The sequence below is a fragment of the Saccharopolyspora galaxeae genome, from assembly GCF_016526145.1.
GTDB lineage: Bacteria > Actinomycetota > Actinomycetes > Mycobacteriales > Pseudonocardiaceae > Saccharopolyspora_C > Saccharopolyspora_C galaxeae.
The window spans coordinates 78,524-102,807 of sequence record NZ_JADDUE010000012.1; the positions used below are offsets into that span (position 1 = coordinate 78,524).

The window sequence follows — 24,284 nt, forward strand, 5'->3', positions numbered from 1 at the left end:
CGGGGCGAAAGAGCCCATCGCTCGGACCACCACGGCGCACCGGTTCGCAAGTGGCGGGGCCGTTCGACCGACCTGTGGGGCGCGGAGATCGCGCACTCCGGAACGGGCGGGGCTCACAGGGCGTTGAGCTGCGCCAGTTCCGCGTCGTGGCGGGCCAGCAGGTCCTCGGCGAGCGAGCGCATCTGCGCGGCCGAGCCCTCGTCCAGCTCGGCCTGCGCGATCTGCGCCGCCCCGTCGTAGAGCCCGCCCATCGCCTCGGTGAACGAGCGCTCGAACTCCGGGCCCTGCGAGTCCCGCAGTCGCTGCAGCAGCTCCGGGCTCAGCTCGCCGGGCAGCCGGGAGTGCGGGCCGCCGGAGTCCTCCGGTGCGCTGCCGGACTGCCGTCCTTGCGTGGCCGACAACCAGGTGTCCAGTTCGCCGAGCTCGACCTGCCGCTGCCTGCTCACCTGCTCGGCGAACCCGGTCAGCGCCGGTCCGGCGCCGTTGCTCCGCGCCATCGCAGCCACGTCGAGCACCTGCTGGTGGTGGGTGCGCAGCTGTTGCGCGAAGTCCCGGTCGGTCGCGGTGTGCTCGGCGTCGTCGGCGGCCGGGTCGTCCTCGGCGGCCTCATCTTCGGGCGAGGTGGCCCCGGCGGCGTCTCCCGGCGCCGGAGGCGGCGGTCCGGGCTGCTCGCCCGCGCAGCCACCGAGCGCGAGACCGCAGGTCAGCAGCGCGCCGATGATCGTGCTCCGGTGCACTCGCCCTCCCAAGGTGTTGGTCGTCGCGGCCCGCCCGCGCGGGTCGCCGGGCTCGGCCGGGCCTTGTCCACCGCCAGGCTATCGACCGCCGCGGGGGCCGGGCGTCCACCGCGGGTGTGGGTGTCGGTTCGATCTCACGCCGATGACCACGACCGCGGCGATGACTAGGGTGGCTACGGCCCGGCCGCAGGACCACCCGAAGGCCGGACTACTATCCGCAGACGGCAGCGATCGTTCCGGGCGCAGGCCGCGAGGTCGTCACCCGGCGCGCCGCCGACGATGCGCCGACCCGACCGGGTCGGGCGGTCCCGCAGGCGGGTCCGCGCAATCACGAGGAACTGTGCAGGAGGCACCGTGACGGCCGTCGCGCCAGAGCCGATAGCCACGCGCCCCTATCCGGTGCGCAAAACGGTCAAGGGGTCGTTCCTGGCGCGGATGCTCCGCACCACCGACCACAAGCAGATCGGCATCCTCTACCTCGTCACCTCGATCGCCTTCTTCATCGTGGGCGGGCTGATGGCGATGCTGATCCGCGGGGAGCTGGCCACGCCGGGGCTGCAGTTCCTGTCCCAGGAGCAGTACAACCAGCTGTTCACGATGCACGGCACGATCATGTTGCTGCTGTACGCGACGCCGATCCTGTTCGGCTTCGCGAACGTGATCCTGCCGCTGCAGATCGGCTCGCCGGACGTGGCGTTCCCGCGGCTGAACGCCTTCTCCTACTGGCTTTACCTGTTCGGTGGGCTGATGGTCGTCAGCGGCTTCCTGCTGCCGGGCGGTGCGGCCGACTTCGGCTGGTTCGCCTACACGCCGCTGTCCGACGCGATGCACTCGCCGGGCCACGGTGCCGACTTCTGGGTCGCCGGGCTGGTGGTCTCCGGGCTGGGCACCATTCTCGGCGGCGTCAACATGGTCACCACGGTGGTGTGCCTGCGCGCGCCCGGCATGACGATGTTCCGGATGCCGATCTTCACCTGGAACATCCTGGTGACCAGCATCCTGATCCTGCTGGCGTTCCCGATCCTGACCGCGGCGCTGATGGGCCTGATGGCCGACCGGCACCTGGGTGCGCACGTGTTCGACCCGGCCAACGGCGGGGTGATCCTCTGGCAGCACCTGTTCTGGTTCTTCGGGCACCCCGAGGTCTACATCGTGGCGCTGCCGTTCTTCGGCATCGTCTCGGAGATCTTCCCGGTGTTCAGCCGCAAGCCGCTGTTCGGCTACAACGGCCTGGTGTACGCGACGCTTGGCATCGCGGCGCTGTCGGTGGTGGTGTGGGCGCACCACATGTACGCGACCGGCGCGGTGCTGCTGCCGTTCTTCTCGTTCACCACGTTCCTGATCGCCATCCCGACCGGCATGAAGTTCTTCAACTGGATCGGCACCATGTGGCGCGGCCAGTTGACCTTCGAATCACCGATGATCTTCAGCATCGGCTTCCTGGTGACGTTCCTGTTCGGCGGTCTGACCGGTGTGCTGCTGGCCGCGCCGCCGCTGGACTTCCACGTCTCGGACACCTACTTCGTGGTGGCGCACTTCCACTACGTGCTCTACGGCACGATCGTGTTCGCGACCTTCGCCGGGATCTACTTCTGGTTCCCGAAGATGACCGGCCGGATGATGGACGAGCGGCTGGGCAAGCTGCACTTCTGGCTCACCTTCATCGGCTTCCACACCACGTTCCTGGTGCAGCACTGGCTGGGCAACGAGGGCATGGTGCGGCGCTACGCGGACTACCTGGAATCCGACGGGTTCACCGGGCTGAACATGCTCTCCACGGTGGGCGCGTTCATCCTCGGCGCCTCGATGCTTCCGTTCCTGTGGAACGTGTTCAAGAGCTACCGCTACGGCGAGATCGTCTCGGTCGACGACCCGTGGGGTTACGGCAACTCGCTGGAGTGGGCCACCTCGTGCCCGCCGCCGCGGCACAACTTCACCGAGCTGCCCCGGATCCGGTCCGAGCGTCCGGCGTTCGAGCTGCACTACCCGCACGTCGCGGAGCGGATGCGGCTGGAGGGCCACGTGGGCCTCACCGGCAAACCGCTGGCGCACGCGGCGGCCCCGACGGAGAAGGCCGCGCAGGCCATCGTCCCGCCGGAGCAGGGCGGCGACCGCGACTCCAGGGAGAAGTAGCCGTCGAAAAAGCAACGTGATGTGCGCGCTAGTCCCGGACCGCACACCTGTGCAAGGGTCGGACTGGCTCAGCTGACGAAACCCCGGCGGGCCGCTGAGGCTCGCCGGGGTTTCTCGTGTTCCCACCGGAAAGGAGTGCCGGCAGCCGTGAGCACGCCGAACCCCACCACCGTGTTGATCACAGTGACCGGGAAGGACAAGCCGGGCGTCACGTCCGTGCTGTTCGCCGCCCTCACCGCGCACGGGGTGGACATCGTCGACGTCGAGCAGGTCGTCATCCGCGGCAGGCTCGTGCTCGGGGTGCTGGTCTCCACCGAGCGCGACCCCGAGCACCTGCAGGAGGCCGTGGAGCAGGCGATGGCCACCGTCGGCATGAGCGTCGACGTGGAGATCGGCGCGCGCGACGGCGATCCGGCGAAGCTGGAGTCCACGCACGTCGTGGTCGTGCTCGGGCATCCGGTTTCGGCGCGCAGCTTCACCGAGGTCTCCCGCAGGCTCGCCGAGCTGGGCGTGAACATCGACGGCATCCGGCGGGTCGCGGACTACCCGGTGACCGGGCTGGAGTTGCAGGTCACCGCGCCGGACCTGAGCGAGCGGACCGGTGCGGCGCTGACCACCGCGATGGGCGACCTCTCCGCAGGCCTCGGCGTCGATGTGGCGGTGGAACGCGCCGGGCTGACCCGCCGCGCGAAACGGCTGGTCGTGTTCGACGTGGATTCCACGCTGATCCAGGGCGAAGTCATCGAGATGCTGGCCGCGAAGGCCGGCTGCGAGCAGGCCGTCCGCGAGGTCACCGAGCGCGCGATGCGCGGCGAGCTGGACTTCGCCGAGTCGCTGCGGGAGCGCTGCAAGGTGCTGGCGGGGCTGCCCGCCTCGGTGCTGGACGAGGTGGCCGCCGAGCTGGAGCTCACTCCCGGTGCCCGCACGACGGTGCGCACGCTGCGCAGGCTGGGTTTCCACACCGGCGTCGTCTCCGGCGGGTTCAGCCAGATCGTCGATCACCTGGTGGACGAGCTGGGGCTGGACTTCAGCGCGGCGAACGAGCTGGAGGTCGTGGACGGCAAGCTCACCGGCCGGGTGCTCGGCGAGATCGTGGACCGGCCGGGCAAGGCCCGCGCGTTGCAGCGGTTCGCCGACGAGTTCGGAGTGCCGAACGGGCAGTGCGTGGCGGTCGGGGACGGTGCGAACGACATCGACATGCTCTCCGCGGCCGGGCTCGGCGTGGCGTTCAACGCGAAGCCGGCGTTGCGCGAGGTGGCCGACACCGCGTTGTCGCACCCGTTCCTGGACGCGGTGCTGTTCGTGCTGGGTGTGACCCGCGCCGAGGTGGAGGTCGCCGACGCCGAGGACGGTGTGCTGCGCAGGGTTCCGCTGGAAGCGTGAGTCCTCCGGGTCTACCGGGCCGGATTTCCGCCTCCCGCTTCGCAGCGTGTCGGCGGCGTGATTCGGGGGCCGTCGCCGGGTGAAACCGAGAATTGCGAAGGTTTCCCCTCCCTCTCGCTGCCGGGTCGAGTTCGAGCCGTTTCGTGGCCGGTACGGCGGGTAGTTTGCCGCCGGGCGGTGTTCGCCGTCCTTGTTTCGCCGACCGAGGGGGAATGGCTTCGCGGGTCCGCAAGAGTTCAGCGACGCCGGTCGTTCGTGCGACCGGGACGTTCGCCGACGCTGCGTTCGCCGATCCCATGAAATCCGCCGACTACGAGGTTCGCGCATAAGCCGCTGGCGCGGCTTCCTGCGCAGCCGAAGCATCCGCCGAATGCGATGTGCGGTGCCGGCTGGTCGGCTGCCTGCGGCTGGACGATTCCAGCGCGCCGGTGGTCACCAGCGTGGTTCGTCGACTCGAACCTCGGCGTGTTCGGCTCGGTATGGCGAAACCGGCATGGTCGAGTCTCTGACAAGAACGGATCCAGTGGTGTATTCCGCTCCTACAGTGCGTCTTCCGGTGGCATCGTCACCTGCGGACCGCATCGTGTCCATCGATGTCATCCGCGGTATCGCGATCGCGGGAATCCTCCTGATCAATATCAGTTACTTCCTCAACCAGGCGGTTCAGTCCGGCGAGCCCACCGGTGGCGATGCAGTGGTCTGGCAGCTCGTCGATCTTCTTGCGCTGGGCAAGTTCCACTTCGTTTTCGCCTTCCTGTTCGGCACCGGCGTGTTCATCTTCCTGTCCCGGCTCCGGGCGAAGGAAGGCTCGCTGTGGGTGTACGTCCGGCGCATGATCATCTTGTTCCTGGCCGGTGTGCTCAATTCCGCGCTCGGCGGCATCGATGTGCTGATGTCTTATGGAGTGCTCGCACTGGTACTGCTCGGGCTGACATTCCTGCCGCGCTCGGTCCTGGTGACGGTGGGGGTCGTGCTCACGCTGGTTCCGGACGCCTTGACGCTGGGCGCGTCGCTCGGTGGCAGCGACGGTCTCCCGCCCGCGCTGGCAGCGCTGCAATTCGGCCGCTCGTTGGGCCACATGGCGCTCGGCTACTGGTTGGCGGAACGGGGCCTTTTCTCCGTCGGCACGCGCATTCCGGTCAAGAAGGTATTTTACGTCGCGCTCGCCTTGTCCGTGCCGGTCTGGGTGTGGACGCTCGCGGCCGGCACCGGCACGCAGCAGGCCCACGACATCGCGTTCTTCACGGCCATGATTCCCGGCCTGATGTACGTCACCGGATTGATCCTGCTGCTGCGCGGGGCGAAAGCGGAGCGGGCGCTGTCGTTCCTGCGGTTCTACGGACGGATGGCCTTCAGCAATTACCTGGGGCAGACGGTCATCTGCGTGACCCTCCTTCCTGTTTTCGCTTCAGCAGGGCCCAAGTCCGCATCGCTCGGGTTGGGATTCTGCCTGGCGGTGGTCGTGTTCCAATGCGCGTTTTCCGTGCTGTGGCTCCGGTGGTTCCGCTACGGGCCGTTGGAATGGGTGTGGCGGTGCGGCACCTACCTGGAGTTCGCCCCGCTGCGGATCAACGACTCCCGCGCGGCGCAGCAACCCGGCCGCCGGTAGTTGCGGTCGTGCGCGCAACCGGCGACAGGGCGGCTTCGTTGAGGAGGTCAGGTGGTCCGGTGCGGTTGCCGGGCCGGTGCGAAAGGTGCTGTACGTGGACGAGGAATCGATCCGCATCGAGGCCGCACCCGACGTGGTGTGGGCGCTGCTCGCGGACATCACGCGGATGCCGGAGTGGAGCCCGAACCTGCGCCGCTGCACCTGGCGCGGCGAGGAACAGTGCGCGGTCGCGGGCGCCCGGTTCACCGGCTTCAACCGCCTCGGACCGCTGACCGTGCCGATGCCGAACGTCGTGGAACGGGCCGAGCCCGCGCAGGAGTTCTCCTTCCGCACCGGGTTGCACAACACGCTGTGGCGCTACGTGCTCACCGCGGACGGCGCGGGCACGGTGGTGACGGAACAGCGGGACACCTCCGCGACGCGGCATTGGCTGATGCGGCCGATGTACGGCATCTCGGGCGGCCGGGAGAAGTTCGCCGCGTCCTTCCGCGAAGGAATGCGCGAAACCCTCCGCGCCCTGAAAACGGCCGCGGAGCGCTGATGCACCCGCTCCTCGGTCGTGCCGTGCGCAGCGGATAATCGGGGTCGTGTTCGACGCTGCTGTGCTTGATCCGCTGCTGAGCCGGTACGCCTCGTGGCTGGCGATGCCGACCGAACTGACCGATGACACCTCGGACGAAGATCCCGAGCAGGTCGTGCTGATGCCGATGGTGCTGCGGATCGAGCGCAACGATCCGCCGCCGCGGACGGCGCTGCTGGAGGCGGCCGCCGCGGCCGCGCTCGGCGTGTGCCTCGACGAGCGCTCGAAGGTGGGCGGGGAGTGGCACGAGCCGGTGCACCGCTGGATCTCCGGGCGCATCCGCAAGGTGGCGCGGCGCGCTCGCGGTTCGCACTGGGCCGCGGTGCAGGAGTTGCCGGGCCGCACCTTCGAGATCGGCGGTGCCGAGGTGCGGGCGTTCCTGCCGACGCGGGTCGCGGACATGCCGAAGGAACTCACCCGGCTGCAGATCTCCGGCAGCGAGCTGGAGGTGGACGAGCCGGAACCGCGGGCCGCGGGCGCACCGGTGCTGTGGCTGAACCCGGACGTCCCGATGAGCGCGGGCAAAGCCGCTGCGCAGGTGGGGCACGCGACGATGTTCCTGGCCGCGTTGCTGCACGGTTCGGGGCGGGACGAGCAACTCGAGTCCTGGTTCGCCGCCGGGTTGCCGTGCGCCGTGCGCACCGCTGACGCGCGGACGTGGGAGGGCCTGCACCCCGGCGGTGATCCCGGCACTGCGTGGCGGCGCGACGGTGTGGCGGCGGTGCGTGATGCCGGTTTCACCGAGGTCGATCCCGGGACGGTCACGGTGCTGGCCCAGTGGAGGTGAGTGGCCCAATGGCGGTGCGGGCCGATCGGGGATGAGCCCGCCTCAGCCGGTACCGACCGCGGGCGAACCTGCCGCCGCGGCTCCCACCGGTAGTCGGCCTTCCCCGCGGGCGAGCGCACGATTTCCGGCACGCGCAGGAAGATCTTGGGCTGCTTGTAGCGCGCGATGTGGTTGCCGCACTCCGCGCGCGGCTCGGCGTCGGTGGTCTCGCGGGGGCGAGCTGGACGAGGGCGACGACCTCGCCGCCCCGGCGCGGCGAGGGCTTGCCGACGACCACGACGTCGTGGACGGCCGGATGTGCGGCGACGGCCCGCTCGACCTCTTCGGCGAAGATCTTCTCGCCGCCGGAGTCGATGGTCAGCCCGGCCCGTCCCGGTAGCTCGATCCTCAGCGGGCCGGGGTGATCGGGATGGAGTTGCGGGGTTCGAAGGCGAAGGATGCACCGGTGCTGACGCGGGTGACCGCGACCTCGTCGAACTCCGCCGCCGGTTCGGCGCGGCGCAGCACCCGCGCGGACCAGTCGGTGTCCGAGCCTTCGACGGCCACGTCCAGGTGCGGATCGACGGCTCGCACGATCGCTTGCAGCGGCGCGGTGTTTTCCGGGCCGCACAACGAGATCCATGCACCGTCCTCATGTGCAGGTCCGTTGTGGACGGTCAGTGCATCGCCGACGTGCGCGTTGACGTAGGCCGCGGGGTTGAGCAGCGGGTGCAGCGCGAGAACGCGCAGCGCGCCCTCGATGCCGTCCGGTAGTCGCAGCGCCCGGTGCAACCGTTCGGCGGATATGCCCGCGATGCCGAGCAGCTGCTTGGCGCACAGCTGCCGTGCCTCGTCCGCTTCGAGTCTGCTGTGGACCGCACGCGCGAAACCGAGGCACAGCAGGTGCATTTGCAGGCAGACCTCGTCGGCCATCCGCACCAGCGCCGATCTGGAGAACTCGTGGAACACCAGATCACTGCGCAGCGGCCCGGAATAGTCCGCCCAGCCGTCGTCGTCCGGATCGATCGCGCCGAGTTCGGTGGTCGCCGCCCGGCAGCCGCGCAGCGCGCGGCACCCGTCGGATTCGGCTACCGGCGGATGCGCGGAGTCGATGATCACCGTCCACGCGCAGTGCGGGTGCCGGTCGACCGGCTCGCGCGGCGGCCGGTGGATCGGGCGCACCTGCGCCCTCGGGTTGGTGGCCACCGCGGTCGCGTCGAACGTGGGGTCCTCGATGTCGTGGCACATCGACCGCACGTAGCGTTCGCCCATCGGCTCGACGTCCATCAGCGCTCCGCAGTGGTCCAGGTGGAACTCGCCGTGCCACGGGTCGCGCACGGTGTAGCGGAAGTCCATGAACTGCGGCGGCGCGCCGATGTCGAGTTGCAGTCCCTTGAAGATGGTGATCACGTCGTCGCCCTCGTAGCGCAGCGCGCGCTGCATCCTCCGGGTGTAGATCGGGCTGGCTGCCATCCATTCTTCGATCGCGATCCGGGTCATTCCTGCGCGCCCGAACGCGGCGATGCACCACGCCATGGCGGAGCGGTCGATGAGCTGTCCCGCCAGCAGCAGTTCGGGCAGCAGCGCGGCGAGTTCGGCGCGTTCCAGATCGTCGAAACAGGAGTTCAACCGGAGCCTCCGAGGAGTTTCGGTGCGCGGTGATCCGGTGACTCCGCACCGCGTCCCGCGTGGTGGAAGTGTCGTTCGGAGAATTGTTCGCAGCAGTACGGTAAACCGCTCGGTGGACACGTGTCCAGTGCGATGCGAAAAAATTCATCCGAATGCTCGCCGACCGGTGATTCCATCCCGTTGTTGTCGCCGGTGCAGGCGTGCAGTAGCGTCTGGACATGTGTCTGAAAACCTCGCGAACGAATCCACCCGGCGCCGGTTGAACTCCCGGCAGCTCGACACCGTCCGGCGGCTGACCACCGCCGCGGTCGACGAGCTGCGGGCATCGGGCTACGCAGGGTTGACCGTGCGCAACGTCGCCTCCCGCGCCGGTGTCGCGCCTGCCACGGCGTACACCTACTTCTCCTCCAAGAACCACTTGATCGCCGAGGTGTTCTGGCGGCGGCTGCAATCCTTGGAACCGGTTCCCGAACAACCGCAGGATCCCGCCCGGCGGGTGGTCGAAGTGCTGCGGGAAATCGCGCTGGTGGTTTCCGACGAGCCGGAACTCGCGGTGGCCAGCACCACCGCGCTGCTCGGCGACGACCCGGACGTCCAGCACTTGCGGGCGCGGATCGGGCTGGAAATCCGCACTCGGCTGGAAACCGCGCTCGGCGAGCGCAACGAACCGGATGTCCTGAACGCGCTGGAATTCGCATGGTCCGGCGCCATGGTGCACGCCGGAATGGGTTACACCTCCTACAGCAAAGTCGCCGACCGGCTCACCAAAACGGCCGAACTCGTGTTGCAGGGAAAATCCTGAACCCACGGTTCAGCGCACGTCGATCCCGCTGATCTTCCACTGCTCGCCGATGCGCCGCGCGGAAACGCCCGATTGCGCCGACCCGGATCGGCGATCGGCGATGTCCGCCCGCGGGATCGGTGTGGATCTCCGCGCTACGAGCGGTCGTGCTCGCCGATCGCCTTTTCGACGACCATGTTGAGTTTCGTGCCCAGCGGCCAGCCGACGTAGTGCGTCAGGAAAAGCGCGATCTCCCGGAGCTGGTCGGCGTCGAGTTCGGCGTTGCCGAGCGCGGCCCGCACCTGGATGTCGGCCACGTCGTCGAGGCCCTGCGCGGTCAGCGCGCCGAGCAGTAGCAGCCGCCGGTCGCGCAGGCTCAGGCCCGGCCGCGACCAGATGTCCGCGAACAGGTGGTCCACTGTGGTCCCGAAGAAGTCGCCGGGGCCGTCCTGCACCTCCCAGCCGTAGACCTGCTGCATCACGTCGAGTCCCTGTGCGCGCCGGGATTCCATGGACGCTCCTCCGTGGTCCGGTCCGTTGTGGACTCTCAGTCCAGTGGTTCGCAGACGATGATGGGGATCGTGCGCTCGGTCCAGGACTGGTAGGAGTTGAAGTCCGAGTACACCTCGAGCAGCTTCGGCCACAGTTCGGCGCGTTCGGCCTCGTCCGCCTCGTGCGCGCGCATCCGCAGCACCTGCTTGCCGATCTGGATCGTCACCTCCGAGTTGGCGGTGATGTTGTGGTACCAGCTCGGGTGCCGCGGCAGTCCGCCCTGCGAGGCGACCAGCACCACCCGGTCGCCGTCGCGCATGTACAGCAGGGGATTGGTCCGCTGCTGCCCGCTCTTGCGCCCGGTGGTGGTGAGCAAGCAGGTCGGCACCCCGCTTCGCAGTGCGCTGCCGACGCGCCAGGTCCCGCCGATGCGCCCGCCCGTCGCGCGGTACACGCGCACGTGCATCCGGGACATGATCCGCATCATCTTCGGCACCAGCGGCGAATCGAGCTGCGTCGGTCGCTTCTTGGCCGTGGGCTTGTCGGTCACGACGAGTCCTCCTCGGCGGCCCCGGGTAGCCGGTGGCGGTGTCCGGTCAACGCTGGGGAGCCAGCGCGCATCGCACTGTAGTCACGCGTCTGTTCAGTTGTCCAGAACGTCGTTGGAGTGCGAAACCCGTGCTGTCCCACCGTTTCTCGCGTGTTCGCGGTTGTTGTGCGCAATCTAGCTGTAGTACTGTCTGGACAAGTGTCCGGTCTGGCGTTCCCGCTCCGGCAACCGCTCGAGCCAGTGCGCACGGCGCGGGACCGAAGGAGAGAAGCCGGGGCGAGGACTGTCGGCCCCTGGCCCCGTGGGCCCTGAACCCGTGGAGCGAACCCCATGACGAACACCGGAGCTGCCGTGCCCGTCACGTTCAGTCCCTACGACTACGAGTTCCACGAGGACCCGTACCCGATCTACGCGCGGCTGCGGGACGAGGCGCCGCTCTACCGCAACGCGGAGCGCGGTTTCTGGGCGCTGTCCCGGTACGAGGACGTCGTCGCGGCCTTCCGGGACAAGGAGCGGTTGTCCAACGCCAACGGGGTGACGCTGGACCCCGCGGCCTACGGCCCGCACGCGCACAAGACGATGTCGTTCCTGGCGATGGACGATCCCCGGCACCACCGGATGCGTTCGCTGGTGTCCAAGGGATTCACGCCGCGCCGGGTCAAGAGCCTGGAGCCCCGCATCGAGGAGCTGACCCGGCTGCACCTGCAACCGGCGATCGAGCGCGGCGAGTTCGACTTCATCGCGGACTTCGCGGGCAAGCTCCCGATGGACGTGATCTGCGAGCTGCTGGGCGTGCCGGAGTCCGACCGCGACGCGCTGCGCGACCTCGCCGACACCGTGATGCACCGGGAAGAGGGCGTACCGGACGTGCCGGAACCTGCGGTGGCGGCCGCGTTGGAACTGGTGCAGTACTACGTCGAGATGCTCGCCGAGCGCAGGCGGCGCCCGACCGACGACCTCACTTCCGCGCTGCTGGCGGCCGAGATCGACGGCGACCGGCTCACCGACGAGGAGATCGTCGGGTTCCTGGTCCTGATGGTCGTCGCCGGGAACGAGACCACCACGAAGCTGCTCGGCAACGCCGTCTACTGGGCGTGGCGGAACCCGGAGCAGCTGGCCAAACCGATGGCCGACCCGCAGCGGGTGCCGGACTGGGTCGAGGAGACGCTGCGCTACGACACCTCCACCCAGGTCCTCGCGCGCACCGCGACGGAGGACCTGCAGTTCCACGGGCGCACGGTGCCCAGCGGGGACTGCGTGCTGCTGCTGGTCGGCTCGGCCAACCGGGACGGACGCGCCTTCGCCGATCCCGATCGCTACGACCTCGACCGGGACACCGGGCGGCAGCTGGTCAGCTTCGGCAGCGGCACGCACTTCTGCCTGGGCGCGCACCTCGCCCGGCTGGAAGCCCGGATCGCGCTGACGCAGCTGGTGCACCGCGTGCGTGATTACGACATCGACGCCGAAGCCGCGCAGCGAGTGCATTCCAGCAATGTGCGCGGATTCGCCACCTTGCCCGTGACCGTGCGACCGCGCCGACTCCGGAAAGGTTGATCATGACGTTGTCCGAGCCACCGCTGGTGTCCGGCGAATCCGGTCGGCACGGCCACCTCGAAGAACTGCGCACCGACCCGATCGGACTGCTCAACCGGGTCCGGAGCGAATGCGGCGACGTGGGCGCCTTCCGGCTCGCGGACCGCCGGGTGGTGCTGCTGTCCGGAGCGCAGGCCAACGAGTTCTTCTTCCGCTCCGCGGACGAAGAGCTCGACCAGGGCGAGGCGTACCCGTTCATGAAGCCGATCTTCGGCGCGGGCGTGGTCTTCGACGCCCCGCCCGAGCGGCGCAAGGAGATGCTGCACAACCAGGCGTTGCGCGGCGAGCAGCTGAAGGGGCACGCCGCGACGATCGCCGACGAGGTCGCCCGGATGCTCGCGGATTGGGGCGACGAAGGCGAAATCGACCTGCTGGACTGGTTCGCGGAACTGACCATCTACACCTCGTCGGCCTGCCTGATCGGGCGCAAGTTCCGCGAGGAGCTGGACAGCCGGTTCGCCACGCTCTACCACGAGCTGGAACGCGGTACCGACGCGTTGTCCTTTGTGGACCCCTATGCGCCGATCGAAAGCTTCCGCCGCCGCGACGAGGCCCGCGAGGGACTGGTCGCACTCGTGCAGGGCGTGATGGCCAAGCGCGCTTCCGGGCCGCGGCAGGAGAAATCCGACCGGGACATGCTCGACGTGCTCATGTCGGTCAAGGACGAGGCCGGCGAATCGCGGTTCTCCGCGGACGAGATCACCGGCATGTTCATCTCGATGATGTTCGCCGGGCACCACACCAGCTCGGGCACCGCGGCCTGGACCCTGATCGAGCTGTTGCGCCACCCGGCCGTTATGTCCACTGTGGTCAAGGAACTCGATGAGCTGTACGCGGACGGCTCCGAGATCAGCTTCCAGGCGTTGCGCGAGATCCCGCACCTGGAGTCCTCGATCAAGGAGGCGCTGCGGCTGCACCCGCCGCTGATCCTGCTGCTGCGGGTGGCCAAGGACGAGTTCGCGGTGCGCGGTCACCGGATCGGCGAGGACGACCTGGTCGGCGCCACACCGGCGATCTCGAACCGGATCCCGGAGGACTTCCCCGACCCGGACGCCTTCGACCCGCACCGCTACGCCGAACCGCGCCAGGAGGACATCGTCAACCGGTGGACGTGGATCCCGTTCGGCGCCGGGCGGCATCGCTGCGTCGGTGCGAACTTCGCGATGATCCAGCTCAAGGCGATCTTCTCGGCGCTGCTGCGGGAGTACGAGTTCGAGCTGGCGCAGCCCGCGGACAGCTACCGCAACGACCACAGCAAGATGGTCGTGCAGCTCGCGCGGCCGTGCACCGTGCGCTACCGCCGCAGGAGGAGCTGATGGAGGTCACCGCCGACGTGGACCTGTGCCAGGGGCACGCGATGTGCGAGCTGGAGGCCCCGGAGGTCTTCCGGGTTCCCAAGCACGGCTCGGTCGAAATCCTCGACGAACACCCGGCCGCCGATCAGCACGCCGACGTGCGCCGCGCGGTCGCCTACTGCCCGACCCAAGCGTTGCTGCTCAACGAGACGTGAGGGCCGCCGCGGCGCCCGTCCGCCAATCGCGCTCGACGAGTGAACGGCCTGCTGGTCCCACTAGATTGGACGAACAGTCCGTTCACTCACCCGGTCTCCTGGAGTGAACGGACCGTTGGTCCGAATAGATTGGACGAACGGGCCGTTCGCTCGGAAAAGCGGGTGGGGAACACCGGGCAAGATCGCGTACGGAGCCGCCACGGTGGTCGGCTCGTCACGCCGATCCCGCGCGCTCGATCGCGATGCCGCGCACCGACTTGAGCTCGGAGACGAGCTCGGTGCAGATCTTCACCGGCCACTCCGGCAGTTCCAGCCGGGTGGTGCCCAATTGGACGTGCACCGGGGTGTCGCCGTGGTAGGCGCCCAGCGTGTTGCGCAGCTCCGCGACCGTGTCCTTGCTGATCTTCTTGTAGTCGGCGCGCAGCACCAGCGGCGGCTCGGAGCCAGGCTTGTGCTCGGCCGCGGTGATGTCCACCGGCACCGCGTCCGAGGCGAACACGCTGATCTCGCCCTCGCGCTCGTTGACCCGGCCCTTGACCGCGAGCGCGTTGTCCTCCACCAGGCTCTCGGAGAACATCTCGTAGGACTTCGGGAAGAACAGCACCTCGACGCTGGCGTCGAAGTCCTCCAGCGTGACGATCGCCCACGGCTGCCCGTTCTTGTTCAGCCGCCGCTGGATCCCCGAGATCATTCCGGCGATCTTGGCCTCTTCCTTGCCGCTGCCGGGCTCGCGTTCACCGCCGACGAGTTCGGCGATGCTGGTGTCCTGGTACGGCCGCAACAAGCGTTCGGCCCCGTCCAGCGGGTGCGCCGAGACGTACAGGCCCAGCATTTCGCGCTCGTAGGCCAGCAGCTGCTTGCGCGGCCATTCCTCCTCGGTGAACTGCAGGTGCGCCAGCGGTGAGGTGTCGTCGGCGCTCGCGGTGTCGTCGCCGCCGCCGAACAGGTCGAACTGGCCCATCGCCTCTTGGCGCTTGAGACCGATCACGGCGTCGACCGCCGCCTCGTGGTGCTGGGTCAGCGCCATCCGAGTCTGCCCGAGCGAGTCGAAGGCACCGGCCTTGATCAGCGACTCGATGACCCGCTTGTTGCACGCGGTGATCTCGATCTTGTCGAGGAAGTCGGTGAACGAGCTGAAGCGGCCCTTCTCCTGGCGCGTCTTGATGATCGACTCGACCACGTTCGCGCCGACGTTGCGGATCGCACCGAGTCCGAAGCGGATGCGGCCCTCCACGGCGGCGTGCCCGACCTCGGACTCGTTCACGTCCGGCGGCAGCACGCGGATGCCCATCCGGCGGCACTCGGACAGGTAGACGCCGGTCTTGTCCTTGTTGTGCGCGTTGGCGGTCAGCAGCGCGGCCATGTACTCGGCCGGGTAGTGCGCCTTGAGGTAGGCGGTCCAGTAGGTCACCAGGCCGTAGGCGGCGGCGTGCGATTTGTTGAACGCGTAACCGGCGAAGGGCAGCACCGTCGCCCAGAGCTGGTCGATGGCCTCCTTGCGGTACCCGCGCTCGACCATCCCGGCCTGGAAGCGCTCGAACTCCTGGTCCAGTACCGATTTCTTCTTCTTGCCCATCGCCCGCCGCAGCAGGTCGGCTTGCCCGAGGCTGTAGCCGGCCACGGTCTGCGCGATCGCCATGACCTGCTCCTGGTAGACGATCAGGCCGTAGGTGTCGCCCAGCACGCCTTCCAGCGGCTTGTCGAGGTCGGGGTGGATCGGCTCGACCGGCTTCTTGTTGTTCTTGCGGTCGGCGTATTCCAGGTGCGAGTTGACGTCCATCGGACCCGGCCGGTACAGCGCGACGCAGGCGACGATGTCGCCGAACCGGGTCGGCGTCATGCGCTTGAGCAGCGACTGCATCCCGCCGCCTTCGAGCTGGAACACGCCGAGGCTTTCGCCGCGGCCCAGCATCTCGTAGGCGGCTTCGTCGTCCAGCGGGATGTCCAGCGGTTCGATCTCGGTGCCGTGGTTGGCCCGCACCATCCGCACGGTGTCGTCGATCGTGGTCATGTTGACCAGGCCGAGAATATCGATCTTGAGCAGGCCGACCGCCTCGCACTGCGGCCCGTCCCACCCGGTGATGATCTCGCCGTCGTCGCGCTTCCACAGCGGCAGCACGTCCAGCAGCGGCTCGCGGGAGATGATGTGCGCGCAGGCGTGCACGCCTGCGTTGCGGATCAGGCCTTCCAGACCGCGCGCGGTGTCGAAGATCTTGCCGATCTGCTGGTCGTTCTCGATCAGCGAGCGGACCTCGGCGGCCTCCTGGTAGCGCTCGTGCTCCGGGTCGACGATCCCGGACAGCGGGATGTCCTTGGCCGCGATCGGCGCGGGCAGCGCCTTGCTGAACTGGTCGGCGAGCTGGAAACCGGGCTGGCCGAGGTGCACGCGGGCGGCGTCCTTGAACGCCGCCTTCGTCTTAATCGTGCCGTAGGTGATGACCTTGGCGAAGTACTCCTCGCCGTACTTCTCCTTGGCGTAGGCGATGACCTCGTCGCGCCTGCGCTCGTCGAAGTCGATGTCGATGTCCGGCGGCGAGTCCCGCTCGGGGTTGAGGAACCGCTCGAACAGCAGGCCGTGCTGGAGCGGGTCGATGTCGATGATGTGCAGCACGTACGACAGCAGCGCGCCCGCCGCCGAGCCGCGACCCGGCCCCACCCGGATGCCGTTGTTCTTGGCCCATCGGATCATGTCGCCGACGACCAGGAAGTACGAGCTGTACCCCTTCTCGGTGATGACCTTGAGCTCCCATTCGAGCTGGTCGCGGTATTCCTGGGTGAACCCGTCCGGATACCGGGTGGGGATGAATTCCTCGACCTCGTCGCGCAGCACCTCGACGTCGGTGCGACCGGCCTGGATCTTCGCCTGCGGCATCCGGTTGGCCTCGGCGAACGCGTCTTCGTAGCCCTCGACCATGTCGGTGATCCGCAGCGTGCTGTCGGCCGCGCCGGGCACCTCGGTGTCCCAGTACTCGCGCATCTCCGAGGACGACTTGATGTGGTAGCCATCGCCCTGGAACTTGAACCGGTCGGTGTCGGCCAGCATCGACCGGGTTTGCAGGCACAGCAACGCATCGTGCTGCCCGGCCTGATCGGCGGTCACGTAGTGGCTGTCATTGGTCGCCACCGTGCGCAAATCGAGTTGCCGGGCGATGTCGACCAGATCGGCGCGGATGTTGCGCTCCATCTGGATGCCGTGGTCCATGACCTCGATGAAGAAGCGATCCGCGCCGAAGATGTCCTTGTAGTCCGAGGCGGCCTGAATCGCTTCTTGCTTCTGGCCGATCCGGAGGCGGGTCAGCACCTCACCGGCCAGGCAGCCGCTCGTGGCGATGATCCCCTCGGAATGTTCGGCGATCAATTCCTTGTCCATCCGCGGCTTGCGGAAAAAGCCTTGGGTCGAGGCCAGCGAGGACAATTTGAAAAGATTGCGCAGCCCGGTCGAATTCTGCGCGAGCATCGTCATGTGCGTGTAGGCACCGGCGCCCGAGACGTCGCCGCCCTCTTCGTCCCCGGACGCCTTCTTGCCGGTCACGGCCCTGCTGCCCCAGAACACCGGCTTCTTGTGGAAACGGCTCTCCGGAGCGACGTAGGCTTCGATGCCGATGATCGGCTTGATGCCGCTTTTCGTGGCGTGCTCGTAGAACGAGTGCGCGCCGAACATGTTGCCGTGGTCGGTCATCGCCACCGCGGGCTGTTCCAGCCGGGCGACCTCGGCGAACAGCGCGTCGTGCTTGGCAGCACCGTCGAGCATCGAGAACTCGGTGTGCACGTGCAGGTGAACGAACCGATCAGACACGCGGCCATCTCCGGAAGCGTCGGGTGGGCGGACAGCTGGCGCCGCAACTCTAGTCGCCCCACGCCGCGTGCTCGGAGAGCATCGGGCCCGTGTTGCTATCCGGCTACATCGATCCTGTGCGCAGTCGGTCCCGCCCGGCCGCCCCGGGCTCCGGCCGGGCACTCCTACTCGCTGTCTTGCGGCTCGTACGACCCTCGCCGCGGCGCTGTTGATCGACGAGGAGCGGAGGCGGTCGGCACCTCCTGTCGGGGGAGGTTGCTGGCAGGTGCCGACCGGCCGACCCGAGCGGCAGCGACGGGGAGAACCGCTCGCCCGGGTCACCGCCCTGCTTGCAGGGCGGGGTCTTCTCTGCCCTGCGAACAGGGCGGAGCTTTTTCGCGTTCGTCATGGGATTCGCAGGCAATCGGGGCATTGGCGGAGCCGCTCGCAGCGCGGTGCTGAACCGCAAATAGCGTCTTTCGGCATTGAAGATTATGTCCAGAGCGCACCAATGTGCGGCGCAGATCCACTCCGAGGCTCAAGGCAGTTGCTTGCATGATCGGGAGGCTGAAGCTGGATTGGACGTGGCGATAGCCCGGGCCAAGCTTCCGGGCGATCTCGTACGCGGACTCCCAATACCGCCAGGCGTCCCCATGCCGCCCTTTCCGGGCGCATGTAAGGGCGTTTTCCGCCCGTAGCGCACCGACCATCCCGCGCCAGTCAGCAGCCGCCGACTCCACGTAGGGCTCAAGCTGAGCGGCACCGTCATGTGCGACCGAGATCGCCTCGTCCCAACGCCCGGACTCGCGCAGCGCTTGCACCAGTGCCCATGCGCCCGCCGCCATCGCGTACGGGTCGTCAGCGTCCTGTCCCTCGGTGACCGCTCTATCAGCGACGAGCCACACCAGCTCAGGAGCGGGTTGGTAGGCAACGTAGAAATCCGCCAACTGGTAGACGCCCGCCAAGACCCGTCGTGCGTTGCGTCGTTCTTCTCCCCATCGCGCCCGCACAGCACGCTGCGCATCGCGAATGAGATTCGGAAGAACGGCACCGACCTGTGTCCGGTGGTCCGGTGACGAGTGGCGAAGATGCCACGCTGCAGCAAGCCGCTCGCGCAGGTGCGCCAGGTCCACCGGGCGCGTATCCGAGCTGAGCCGGTAGTCCATCAAAGCCGCCCGGACGTCGTTGAGCGCGCCGTGCGCGGGGCCTATCGCGTACCGGGAGATCGAGACTGCTTCTCCATTACCGGTCAGCTCGGCGAGGTCGCTGATGTCGAGCGCACCGGCGATCTTGGTGAGCATGTGGAGCTTCGGGGTCTGGAGCCGACCGGACTCGACTGCCTTCACCCATTCCGGCGAACGGCCGACGAACCCACCAAGTACCCGACGGCTTATCGGCGCAGGCGCATTCGTTCTCGGAATACAGGCGCTTGCCCACTAGCATCCTGGAGATTGCAAGCCACCCGTACGGAGGAGTCGCACCATGAGCGCAGGTATTCATTGGCGGAAATCGAGCCGGAGCGGGCAGGGCAACAACTGTGTCGAGGTCGCGGACGCCCGGTTGGTCCGGGACAGCAAGCTCGGTGCGTGGTCGCCGGTGCTGGAGGTGTCCGCGAAAGCGTTCAGCGACTTCATCAACGCCGCCAAAGATGGCCGCTTCGACGGTTGAGGTCGCGGATCGAGCGCTGGAGGGAGTCGGATGCGGACCGCTGAGCTGAGCGATCTGACCGTGCACGTCGACACGGGCCGGTGGAACGAGACGGTCCTGGACTCGGTGCACCTCGCGGTGCCCGCGGGCCGGATCACCGCGCTGCTCGGCGAATCCGGCTGCGGCAAATCCATGGTGGCCGCGGCGCTGACGGGTCTGCTCCCCGCGGTCGCGCGCAGTACCGGGGACGTGTGCATCAACGGGACGGCGGTGCGGGACGAGCAGCAGTGGCGAAAGCTCCGTGCCGGAACCGTTGGCCTGGTGCCGCAATTCGGGGTCGAGGCGTTCGCGGCGGAGAAAACCGTTGGCGCGCAACTATTCGAGCGGCAACGGCTGCATGGCGGCCGGAGCGTCGAGGATGCCTGCGCGGCGGCGCTTTATCCGGCCGAGGCATTCGATCTGCATCCGGAGCAGCATTCCAGCGGGCAGATCCAGCGGGCCGCGCTGGCCGCGGCGTTGCTGCCCGATCCCGATCTGCTCATCGTGGACGAGCCCAGTTCGTCCCTCGATCTCGGCACTGCCTACGAGGTGTGGGCCAATCTGCGCGCCTACGCCGATTCCGGAGCTGCGGTGCTGACCATCACCCACGACGTCGCGCTGCTCATCGAGACCGGAGCCGCCGATCAAATCGTCTTCATGCGCGATGGCCGCACCATCACCGCGGGTTCACCGGCCGAGGTGCGTGCTCTCGAAGATCCTTACGTGCGGGGCTTCTTTCACCAGCTCTGAGGTTTGCGCTGACCGGCCTCCTCCGCTTCGTGCTTGGTCTGCCTGCACGGTCCGAGCACCGCTTCCACCCGGAGGTGGACTCGGTATGTCAACTGCCGCGGTAAGCCCGGTTCCGGTTCGGTGTGCGCGAGCACGAAATCGCGGCGGAGGCTGTCGCCGCGCTGGAGCACCGGCGCATCCGCCGCGCGATCCCGTTCCAAATGCGCCTCGTCCGCGACCGTGCCGACGTTGTGCGGCGGGTCGGCGTACGGGATCCGGACCTCGTAGCGATGCGCGTACGTGCGGGTCAGCTCATCCACCCAGTCGATGGCTTCATCGGGGCTGCGCAGGCAGCGCGGCTCGATCTCCGGCAGGTTCGCGGCCGGTTCCTCGGCAGGATCGGAAGAGGTTTCGGGTCTGATCTCGGCCGATCCGTGCCAGTGCACCCCGAGCATCGCCCAGCGATCCGGATCGTCCAGATGCGGCTCGTCCACGTTGCGTCCTAACTCGCTGGATGAGCGCGCAATGTATCGGAATCCGCGGATTGGGCCGCACGGGGGTGCGTATTCCGCCGAAAAGGCGAGGGTGTTTCCAAAACGAACTTGTCGAGTCATGGGTTTCCGGGGAAGTTCATTTTGGAAATGCCGGGCTGAACCGCTCAGCGGACCCGCCCGCTCAAGACTCCGCCATGTCCGCGACCGCCAGCGACGCGAACACCATCGCCGTGCCGAGCGGAACCCCGGGCGCGGGATAGACGGCCCCGGTCATCGAGGCCGATGAGTTCCCGGCCGCGTACAGGCCGCCGATCGCGCTGCCGTCACCGCGCAGCACCCGGCCGCGCGCATCGGTGACCAGACCACCCTTGGTTCCCAAGTCCGAGAGCACGAACTTCGCCGCGTAGTACGGCGGCTGGTCGATCGCGACCAGCGGTTCGCCGCCCGCGAAGAACGCGTCGTATTCGTCCTCGCCGCGGTGGAAGTCCGCGTCCGCACCGGCGGCGGCGAACTCGTTGAAGCGCTCGACGGTGCCGGTCAAGGCCTGCGCGGGGACGCCGATGTCCGCGGCGAGTTCGGCGATCGTGTCCGCGCGGAACCGGATTCCGGCTCGCACGTGCTCCTCCGGATCGCCCTCCGGCATGGCGATCGCGGGAAGGCCGCCGCCTTCGCGGGAGTCGAACACGAACCACGACGGGATGCGTTCGGCAGCGGCGGCCATGGCGCGCCCGAACCGGTCGTAGGGGAGGCATTCGTTGGCGTAGCGGCGGCCGGTCGCGTCGACCATGATCCCGCCGCGGAAGCCCAGCGCGAACGAGCCGCCGCCGTCCGGCTGCGCCAAGCCGGGGCAGAACCAGCCCTGGTCGAGCAGGTCGGTGGCCGCACCCAGCCGGGCCGCGGCGAAGATCGGCTCGCCGCGGTTCGTGCCCGCCGGAGCCATCGTCCACCGCGCGTCACCCGGCACGCCGTGCTCGTCGCGCAGCTGCGCGTCGCCCTCGAAACCGCCTGCTGCCACGAGGATTCCGCGCTCGGCCGCGATCCGGACGGATTCGCCGTCCACCACCGCGTCGACACCGGCCACTCGCCCGTGCTCCTGGTGGAAACCGACGACGTTGTGTCCTGTTAGGACATTTCCGCCCGCGCGCACGAACGCGGTGAGCAGCCGGGCGATCAGCGCTTGCCCGCCGCTGAGCTTGCTCCGCCCCGGCCTGCCTGCGCGGTCGCGTTCCACCGGCGGCCGGACCAGCTCGGCGACCTCGGCAGGCAGCTCGTCCCGGCGGATGTCGACGGGCTGGATCGACCGCCCGAGCCCGACCCGGCCCGGCGCGTCGAAGTACTCCGGGAACGGGATCCACTCGAACTCCAGCGCCGGATCGGCCTCGAACGCCTTGACCAGCCGCGGCGACTCGGCCAGGAACGCTTCGACCCGGCCGGAGTCCGGCGCGTCGAGCAGGCTTCCCAGGTAGGTGCGCGCGGAGTCGGTCGAATCGGCCAGCCCGGCGCGCTGCTGCACCTCGGAACCGGGCAGCCAGCACGCACCGCCGGAGTACGCGGACGTGCCACCGACCCGCGCCGTGCGCTCGAGAACGGCGGTCGACAACCCCGCCTTGGCGGCGAGGTAGGCGCCGGCCAGCGCGCCACCGCCGGAACCGACCACGACCACGTCGAACGAATCAGGTGTGTGCTGCACCGGTCTTCTCCTACATCGACTCGGCCCGGGCTCGCCGGGCGCAGGCGGATCGAGGGCGGATTCAGGACAAGTAGGCGGTCACCGCGTCGCTGAGACCGCGCTTCGCGTCGTCGATGTCCAGGTAGGTGCTCAGGTCCTGCTCGCCGTGCAGCCCGCGCATCGCGCCGGGCAGCAGCGCCCGCACCCGGCGCAGCTTGACCTTGTCCACGGCGAGCCCGTCGAAGGCGCGCTCGCAGGCTTCGTTCCAACTGGCGTCCCAGGCGGCGAGCGCTTCGGCGGTGCGGGGGAACTCGGCTTCCAACTCGCCGCGGTCGCGCGGCAGCGCCAGCCGCAGGTGGTGGATCGCGCGCGCACCGGCGGAATCCAGCGCCCGCCACAGCATGTCGACGACGGCGCCGACCCGGTCCGGCAGCGCGGCGTGCTGCGGCGGCAGCAGCGGATCGCTGCGTTCGGAGATGTGCGCCAGCACGGCGGCCCACAACCCGTCGGCGTCGCCGAACTGGTGCTGCACGGTGCCCCAGGTGACGCCCGCCTCGCGGGCGATGAGGTTCGCGCTCACGCCTTCCGAACCGTCGGCCAGGCAGCGGATGGCGACTTTCAGCAGCGTGCGCCGCGTCTCCAGGCCCCTGCGGTTGAGCCGCGTGCCTTTCGCGCTAAGAGTCATGCGGACCACCTCGCAAGCTGCACCTCCGGGCTCACGCCGAGCCCGCGGCGTGCAGCCCGGCGCGGCGGCCGAAGAACGAGCCTTCGCCCAGCTGGACGCCGGAACAGTAGCCGTTGCCGTCCTGCGCGATGTTGGACGCGCAGGCCCCTGCGGCGTAAAGGCCGGGCACGACCGAGCCGTCCGCGCGCTGCACCTGCGCATCGACGGTGGTCCGCATCCCGCCCAAGGTGAACCCCGCGTACAGCGCGTGCCCCAACCGCAGGTCGAAGACCGCCCACGGGCCGGTGTCCTGGGCCGCCAGCCACTTCGGGCTCTTGTGGAAGTCCGGGTCCTCGCCGCGCGCGGCGTGCTCGTTGTAGCGGGTCAGCGTCTTCACCAGCGAGCCGGACGGCAGGTCGAGCCCGGACTCCATCTCCTCGACCGTCTCGAAGCCGTCCAGCAGCGGAACCAGCGGGTCCTTCGGCTTCGCCTCGTGCTCGACGTCGACGATCAGGTAAGCCGTCGAATCGGGCTGCGCCAGCACGTGATAGCTGGTCCGCGCGTGGTAGGAGTCCTCGGCGACGAACCGCTCGCCGAGCTTGTTGACGATCAACCCGGTCGCCAGCTGACCGGGCGGGTAGAACGGCGCGGTGATGAACGGCTGCGCCATGTGCTTGAGCTCGGCGCCCGCTGCCTCGCCCAGCTTGATCGCGGTCCCGTCGTCGTAGCTGGAGCCGAGCGTGAACAGCTTGGCTCCCAGCGCGGGGGTGTGCTCGGCGACCATCCGCTCGTTCATCACGAACCCGCCGGCGGCGAGCACCACCGCGGACGCCCGGACCAGGCCCGTTTCGGAGAACCGCCGCCAAGCCAGCCCGAGCACGCGGCCGTCCTCCTGCTGCACCAGCGCGGTCGCGCCGGTGTCGAAGCGGACCTGCACCCCCGCCTGCTCGATCTGCTCGCGCAGCAGGTCCATCACCAGCTTGGCGCCCTCGGTGTCGCCGGGCACCGGGACCTTGTGCCCGCGCGGTGCCGCAACGGCCTGTTCGCGGAACGGCCAGACCTGCTCGTTCCCGGTGTACATCAGCCCTTCGGTGCCGGGCTGGATCACCGCCTTCTCGGCGAAGTAGGAGCGCTCGAAGTGGACACCGAGCGACTCCAGCCAGTCGAAGTGCGCCACCGAGCCGTCGCAGTAGGCGCGGATCTTGTCCGGCTCCGGATCGCGGGACACGGCCAGCAGGTACTTGTACATCTCCTCCGGCGAGTCCTCGTGCCCGGTGGCCCGCTGCACCGCGGTACCGCCGCCGAGGTAGAAGTGCCCGCCCGCCATGGCCGTTGTGCCGCCGTGCGTCGCGGCGCGTTCCAGCAGCAGCACCCGCGCACCCGCGCGCGCGGCTTCCAGCGCGGCGCAGCCGCCCGCGATGCCGAAGCCCACCACGACGACGTCGAACTGCTCGGCCTGCTCCGGGATGGCGGACGGGGGTAGGACCTCGGGCACGCTGACTCC

Annotated in this window: 22 protein-coding genes; 11 read left to right on the plus strand and 11 right to left on the minus strand. The window is 68.7% G+C overall.

The window, feature by feature from the left end:
- Positions 1-113 precede the first annotated feature (113 nt).
- Entirely contained in the window at positions 114-737 is a 624-nt protein-coding gene (locus INP57_RS24480) for a DUF305 domain-containing protein (protein ID WP_200072684.1), read from the minus strand.
- Between the two features lie 354 nt (positions 738-1,091).
- On the opposite strand from INP57_RS24480, the gene ctaD reads away from it, so the two are divergent.
- From ctaD to INP57_RS24505, 5 genes are all read left to right on the plus strand, one after another.
- Positions 1,092-2,870, plus strand: coding sequence for an aa3-type cytochrome oxidase subunit I (gene ctaD / locus INP57_RS24485; protein WP_200072685.1), 1,779 nt, complete (start codon positions 1,092-1,094; stop codon positions 2,868-2,870).
- 147 nt (positions 2,871-3,017) lie between these two features.
- Positions 3,018-4,253 carry a phosphoserine phosphatase SerB gene (serB, locus tag INP57_RS24490; protein WP_200072686.1) on the plus strand — a complete coding sequence of 412 codons (1,236 nt, stop codon included), beginning with the start codon at positions 3,018-3,020 and terminating at the stop codon, positions 4,251-4,253.
- A gap of 583 nt (positions 4,254-4,836) precedes the next feature.
- Positions 4,837-5,862, plus strand: coding sequence for a DUF418 domain-containing protein (locus tag INP57_RS30435; protein WP_200072687.1), 1,026 nt, complete (start codon positions 4,837-4,839; stop codon positions 5,860-5,862).
- A gap of 94 nt (positions 5,863-5,956) precedes the next feature.
- Entirely contained in the window at positions 5,957-6,403 is a 447-nt protein-coding gene (locus tag INP57_RS24500; protein ID WP_200072688.1) for an SRPBCC family protein, read from the plus strand.
- A gap of 103 nt (positions 6,404-6,506) precedes the next feature.
- A complete protein-coding gene (locus tag INP57_RS24505) occupies positions 6,507-7,229 on the plus strand; it encodes a peptidyl-tRNA hydrolase (protein WP_200072775.1) in 723 nt (240 codons plus the stop codon).
- Here the strand turns inward: INP57_RS24505 and INP57_RS30575 are convergent.
- Positions 7,204-7,668: an AMP-binding enzyme gene (locus INP57_RS30575; RefSeq protein WP_374220967.1), complete on the minus strand. Its 465-nt coding sequence runs from the start codon at positions 7,666-7,668 to the stop codon at positions 7,204-7,206. The genes INP57_RS24505 and INP57_RS30575 overlap by 26 nt on opposite strands.
- Complete coding sequence (locus INP57_RS24515; protein ID WP_200072689.1) at positions 7,617-8,837, minus strand: hypothetical protein; 1,221 nt, start codon at positions 8,835-8,837, stop codon at positions 7,617-7,619. The genes INP57_RS30575 and INP57_RS24515 overlap by 52 nt, the downstream gene beginning before the upstream one ends.
- A gap of 220 nt (positions 8,838-9,057) precedes the next feature.
- Here INP57_RS24515 and INP57_RS24520 point away from each other — a divergent pair, with 220 nt between their 5' ends.
- The gene (locus INP57_RS24520; RefSeq protein WP_307850265.1) at positions 9,058-9,639 is read left to right on the plus strand and encodes a TetR/AcrR family transcriptional regulator; all 582 of its coding nucleotides are present in this window, start codon (positions 9,058-9,060) and stop codon (positions 9,637-9,639) included.
- A 134-nt stretch (positions 9,640-9,773) separates the two neighbouring features.
- Here INP57_RS24520 and INP57_RS24525 read toward each other — a convergent pair whose 3' ends face one another.
- Together INP57_RS24525 and INP57_RS24530 are read right to left on the minus strand one after the other, a co-directional pair.
- Positions 9,774-10,130: a carboxymuconolactone decarboxylase family protein gene (locus INP57_RS24525; protein ID WP_200072691.1), complete on the minus strand. Its 357-nt coding sequence runs from the start codon at positions 10,128-10,130 to the stop codon at positions 9,774-9,776.
- Between the two features lie 35 nt (positions 10,131-10,165).
- Positions 10,166-10,660 (minus strand): nitroreductase family deazaflavin-dependent oxidoreductase, encoded by a 495-nt coding sequence (locus tag INP57_RS24530; RefSeq protein WP_295139667.1) that lies wholly within the window; start codon positions 10,658-10,660, stop codon positions 10,166-10,168.
- 330 nt (positions 10,661-10,990) lie between these two features.
- Between INP57_RS24530 and INP57_RS24535 the strand changes: the two genes are divergently transcribed.
- The 3 genes from INP57_RS24535 to INP57_RS24545 are packed head-to-tail and all read left to right on the plus strand — an operon-like array spanning position 10,991 to position 13,763.
- The gene (locus INP57_RS24535; protein ID WP_200072692.1) at positions 10,991-12,214 is read left to right on the plus strand and encodes a cytochrome P450; all 1,224 of its coding nucleotides are present in this window, start codon (positions 10,991-10,993) and stop codon (positions 12,212-12,214) included.
- A gap of 2 nt (positions 12,215-12,216) precedes the next feature.
- Complete coding sequence (gene cyp51 / locus INP57_RS24540) at positions 12,217-13,569, plus strand: lanosterol 14-alpha demethylase (protein ID WP_200072693.1); 1,353 nt, start codon at positions 12,217-12,219, stop codon at positions 13,567-13,569.
- Positions 13,569-13,763 carry a ferredoxin gene (locus INP57_RS24545; RefSeq protein ID WP_200072694.1) on the plus strand — a complete coding sequence of 65 codons (195 nt, stop codon included), beginning with the start codon at positions 13,569-13,571 and terminating at the stop codon, positions 13,761-13,763. The genes cyp51 and INP57_RS24545 overlap by 1 nt, the downstream gene beginning before the upstream one ends.
- Positions 13,764-13,977: 214 nt before the next feature.
- On the opposite strand, the gene dnaE is transcribed toward INP57_RS24545, so the two are convergent.
- Complete coding sequence (gene dnaE / locus INP57_RS24550; protein WP_200072695.1) at positions 13,978-17,559, minus strand: DNA polymerase III subunit alpha; 3,582 nt, start codon at positions 17,557-17,559, stop codon at positions 13,978-13,980.
- 317 nt (positions 17,560-17,876) lie between these two features.
- Complete coding sequence (locus INP57_RS24555; RefSeq protein WP_200072696.1) at positions 17,877-18,839, minus strand: hypothetical protein; 963 nt, start codon at positions 18,837-18,839, stop codon at positions 17,877-17,879.
- Between the two features lie 181 nt (positions 18,840-19,020).
- Between INP57_RS24555 and INP57_RS24560 the strand changes: the two genes are divergently transcribed.
- Positions 19,021-19,206 carry a DUF397 domain-containing protein gene (locus INP57_RS24560; protein ID WP_200072697.1) on the plus strand — a complete coding sequence of 62 codons (186 nt, stop codon included), beginning with the start codon at positions 19,021-19,023 and terminating at the stop codon, positions 19,204-19,206.
- Positions 19,207-19,311: 105 nt separating this feature from the next.
- The gene (locus INP57_RS24565) at positions 19,312-19,974 is read left to right on the plus strand and encodes an ATP-binding cassette domain-containing protein (RefSeq protein ID WP_307850267.1); all 663 of its coding nucleotides are present in this window, start codon (positions 19,312-19,314) and stop codon (positions 19,972-19,974) included.
- Here the strand turns inward: INP57_RS24565 and INP57_RS24570 are convergent.
- The 4 genes from INP57_RS24570 to INP57_RS24585 all read right to left on the minus strand — a co-directional run bounded on the left by INP57_RS24570 (position 19,962) and on the right by INP57_RS24585 (position 24,275).
- Positions 19,962-20,447, minus strand: coding sequence for a hypothetical protein (locus tag INP57_RS24570; protein ID WP_200072699.1), 486 nt, complete (start codon positions 20,445-20,447; stop codon positions 19,962-19,964). The genes INP57_RS24565 and INP57_RS24570 overlap by 13 nt on opposite strands.
- A 181-nt stretch (positions 20,448-20,628) precedes the next feature.
- Positions 20,629-22,137 (minus strand): FAD-dependent oxidoreductase, encoded by a 1,509-nt coding sequence (locus INP57_RS24575; RefSeq protein ID WP_200072700.1) that lies wholly within the window; start codon positions 22,135-22,137, stop codon positions 20,629-20,631.
- A 61-nt stretch (positions 22,138-22,198) separates the two neighbouring features.
- Positions 22,199-22,801: a TetR/AcrR family transcriptional regulator gene (locus tag INP57_RS24580; RefSeq protein ID WP_200072701.1), complete on the minus strand. Its 603-nt coding sequence runs from the start codon at positions 22,799-22,801 to the stop codon at positions 22,199-22,201.
- 31 nt (positions 22,802-22,832) lie between these two features.
- Positions 22,833-24,275 carry an FAD-binding protein gene (locus INP57_RS24585; RefSeq protein WP_200072702.1) on the minus strand — a complete coding sequence of 481 codons (1,443 nt, stop codon included), beginning with the start codon at positions 24,273-24,275 and terminating at the stop codon, positions 22,833-22,835.
- Positions 24,276-24,284: the final 9 nt, after the last annotated feature.

Excerpts from the sequence above, each read along its gene's own strand:
- INP57_RS24545 (WP_200072694.1), top strand. The coding sequence starts at position 13,569 with ATGGAGGTCACCGCCGACGTGGACCTGTGCCAGGGGCACGCGATGTGC.
- INP57_RS24525 (WP_200072691.1), bottom strand. The coding sequence starts at position 10,130 with ATGGAATCCCGGCGCGCACAGGGACTCGACGTGATGCAGCAGGTCTAC.
- INP57_RS24560 (WP_200072697.1), top strand. The coding sequence starts at position 19,021 with ATGAGCGCAGGTATTCATTGGCGGAAATCGAGCCGGAGCGGGCAGGGC.
- INP57_RS24555 (WP_200072696.1), bottom strand. The coding sequence starts at position 18,839 with ATGCTCACCAAGATCGCCGGTGCGCTCGACATCAGCGACCTCGCCGAG.
- INP57_RS24505 (WP_200072775.1), top strand. The coding sequence starts at position 6,507 with ATGCCGACCGAACTGACCGATGACACCTCGGACGAAGATCCCGAGCAG.
- cyp51 (WP_200072693.1), top strand. The coding sequence starts at position 12,217 with ATGACGTTGTCCGAGCCACCGCTGGTGTCCGGCGAATCCGGTCGGCAC.
- INP57_RS24580 (WP_200072701.1), bottom strand. The coding sequence starts at position 22,801 with ATGACTCTTAGCGCGAAAGGCACGCGGCTCAACCGCAGGGGCCTGGAG.
- INP57_RS24535 (WP_200072692.1), top strand. The coding sequence starts at position 10,991 with ATGACGAACACCGGAGCTGCCGTGCCCGTCACGTTCAGTCCCTACGAC.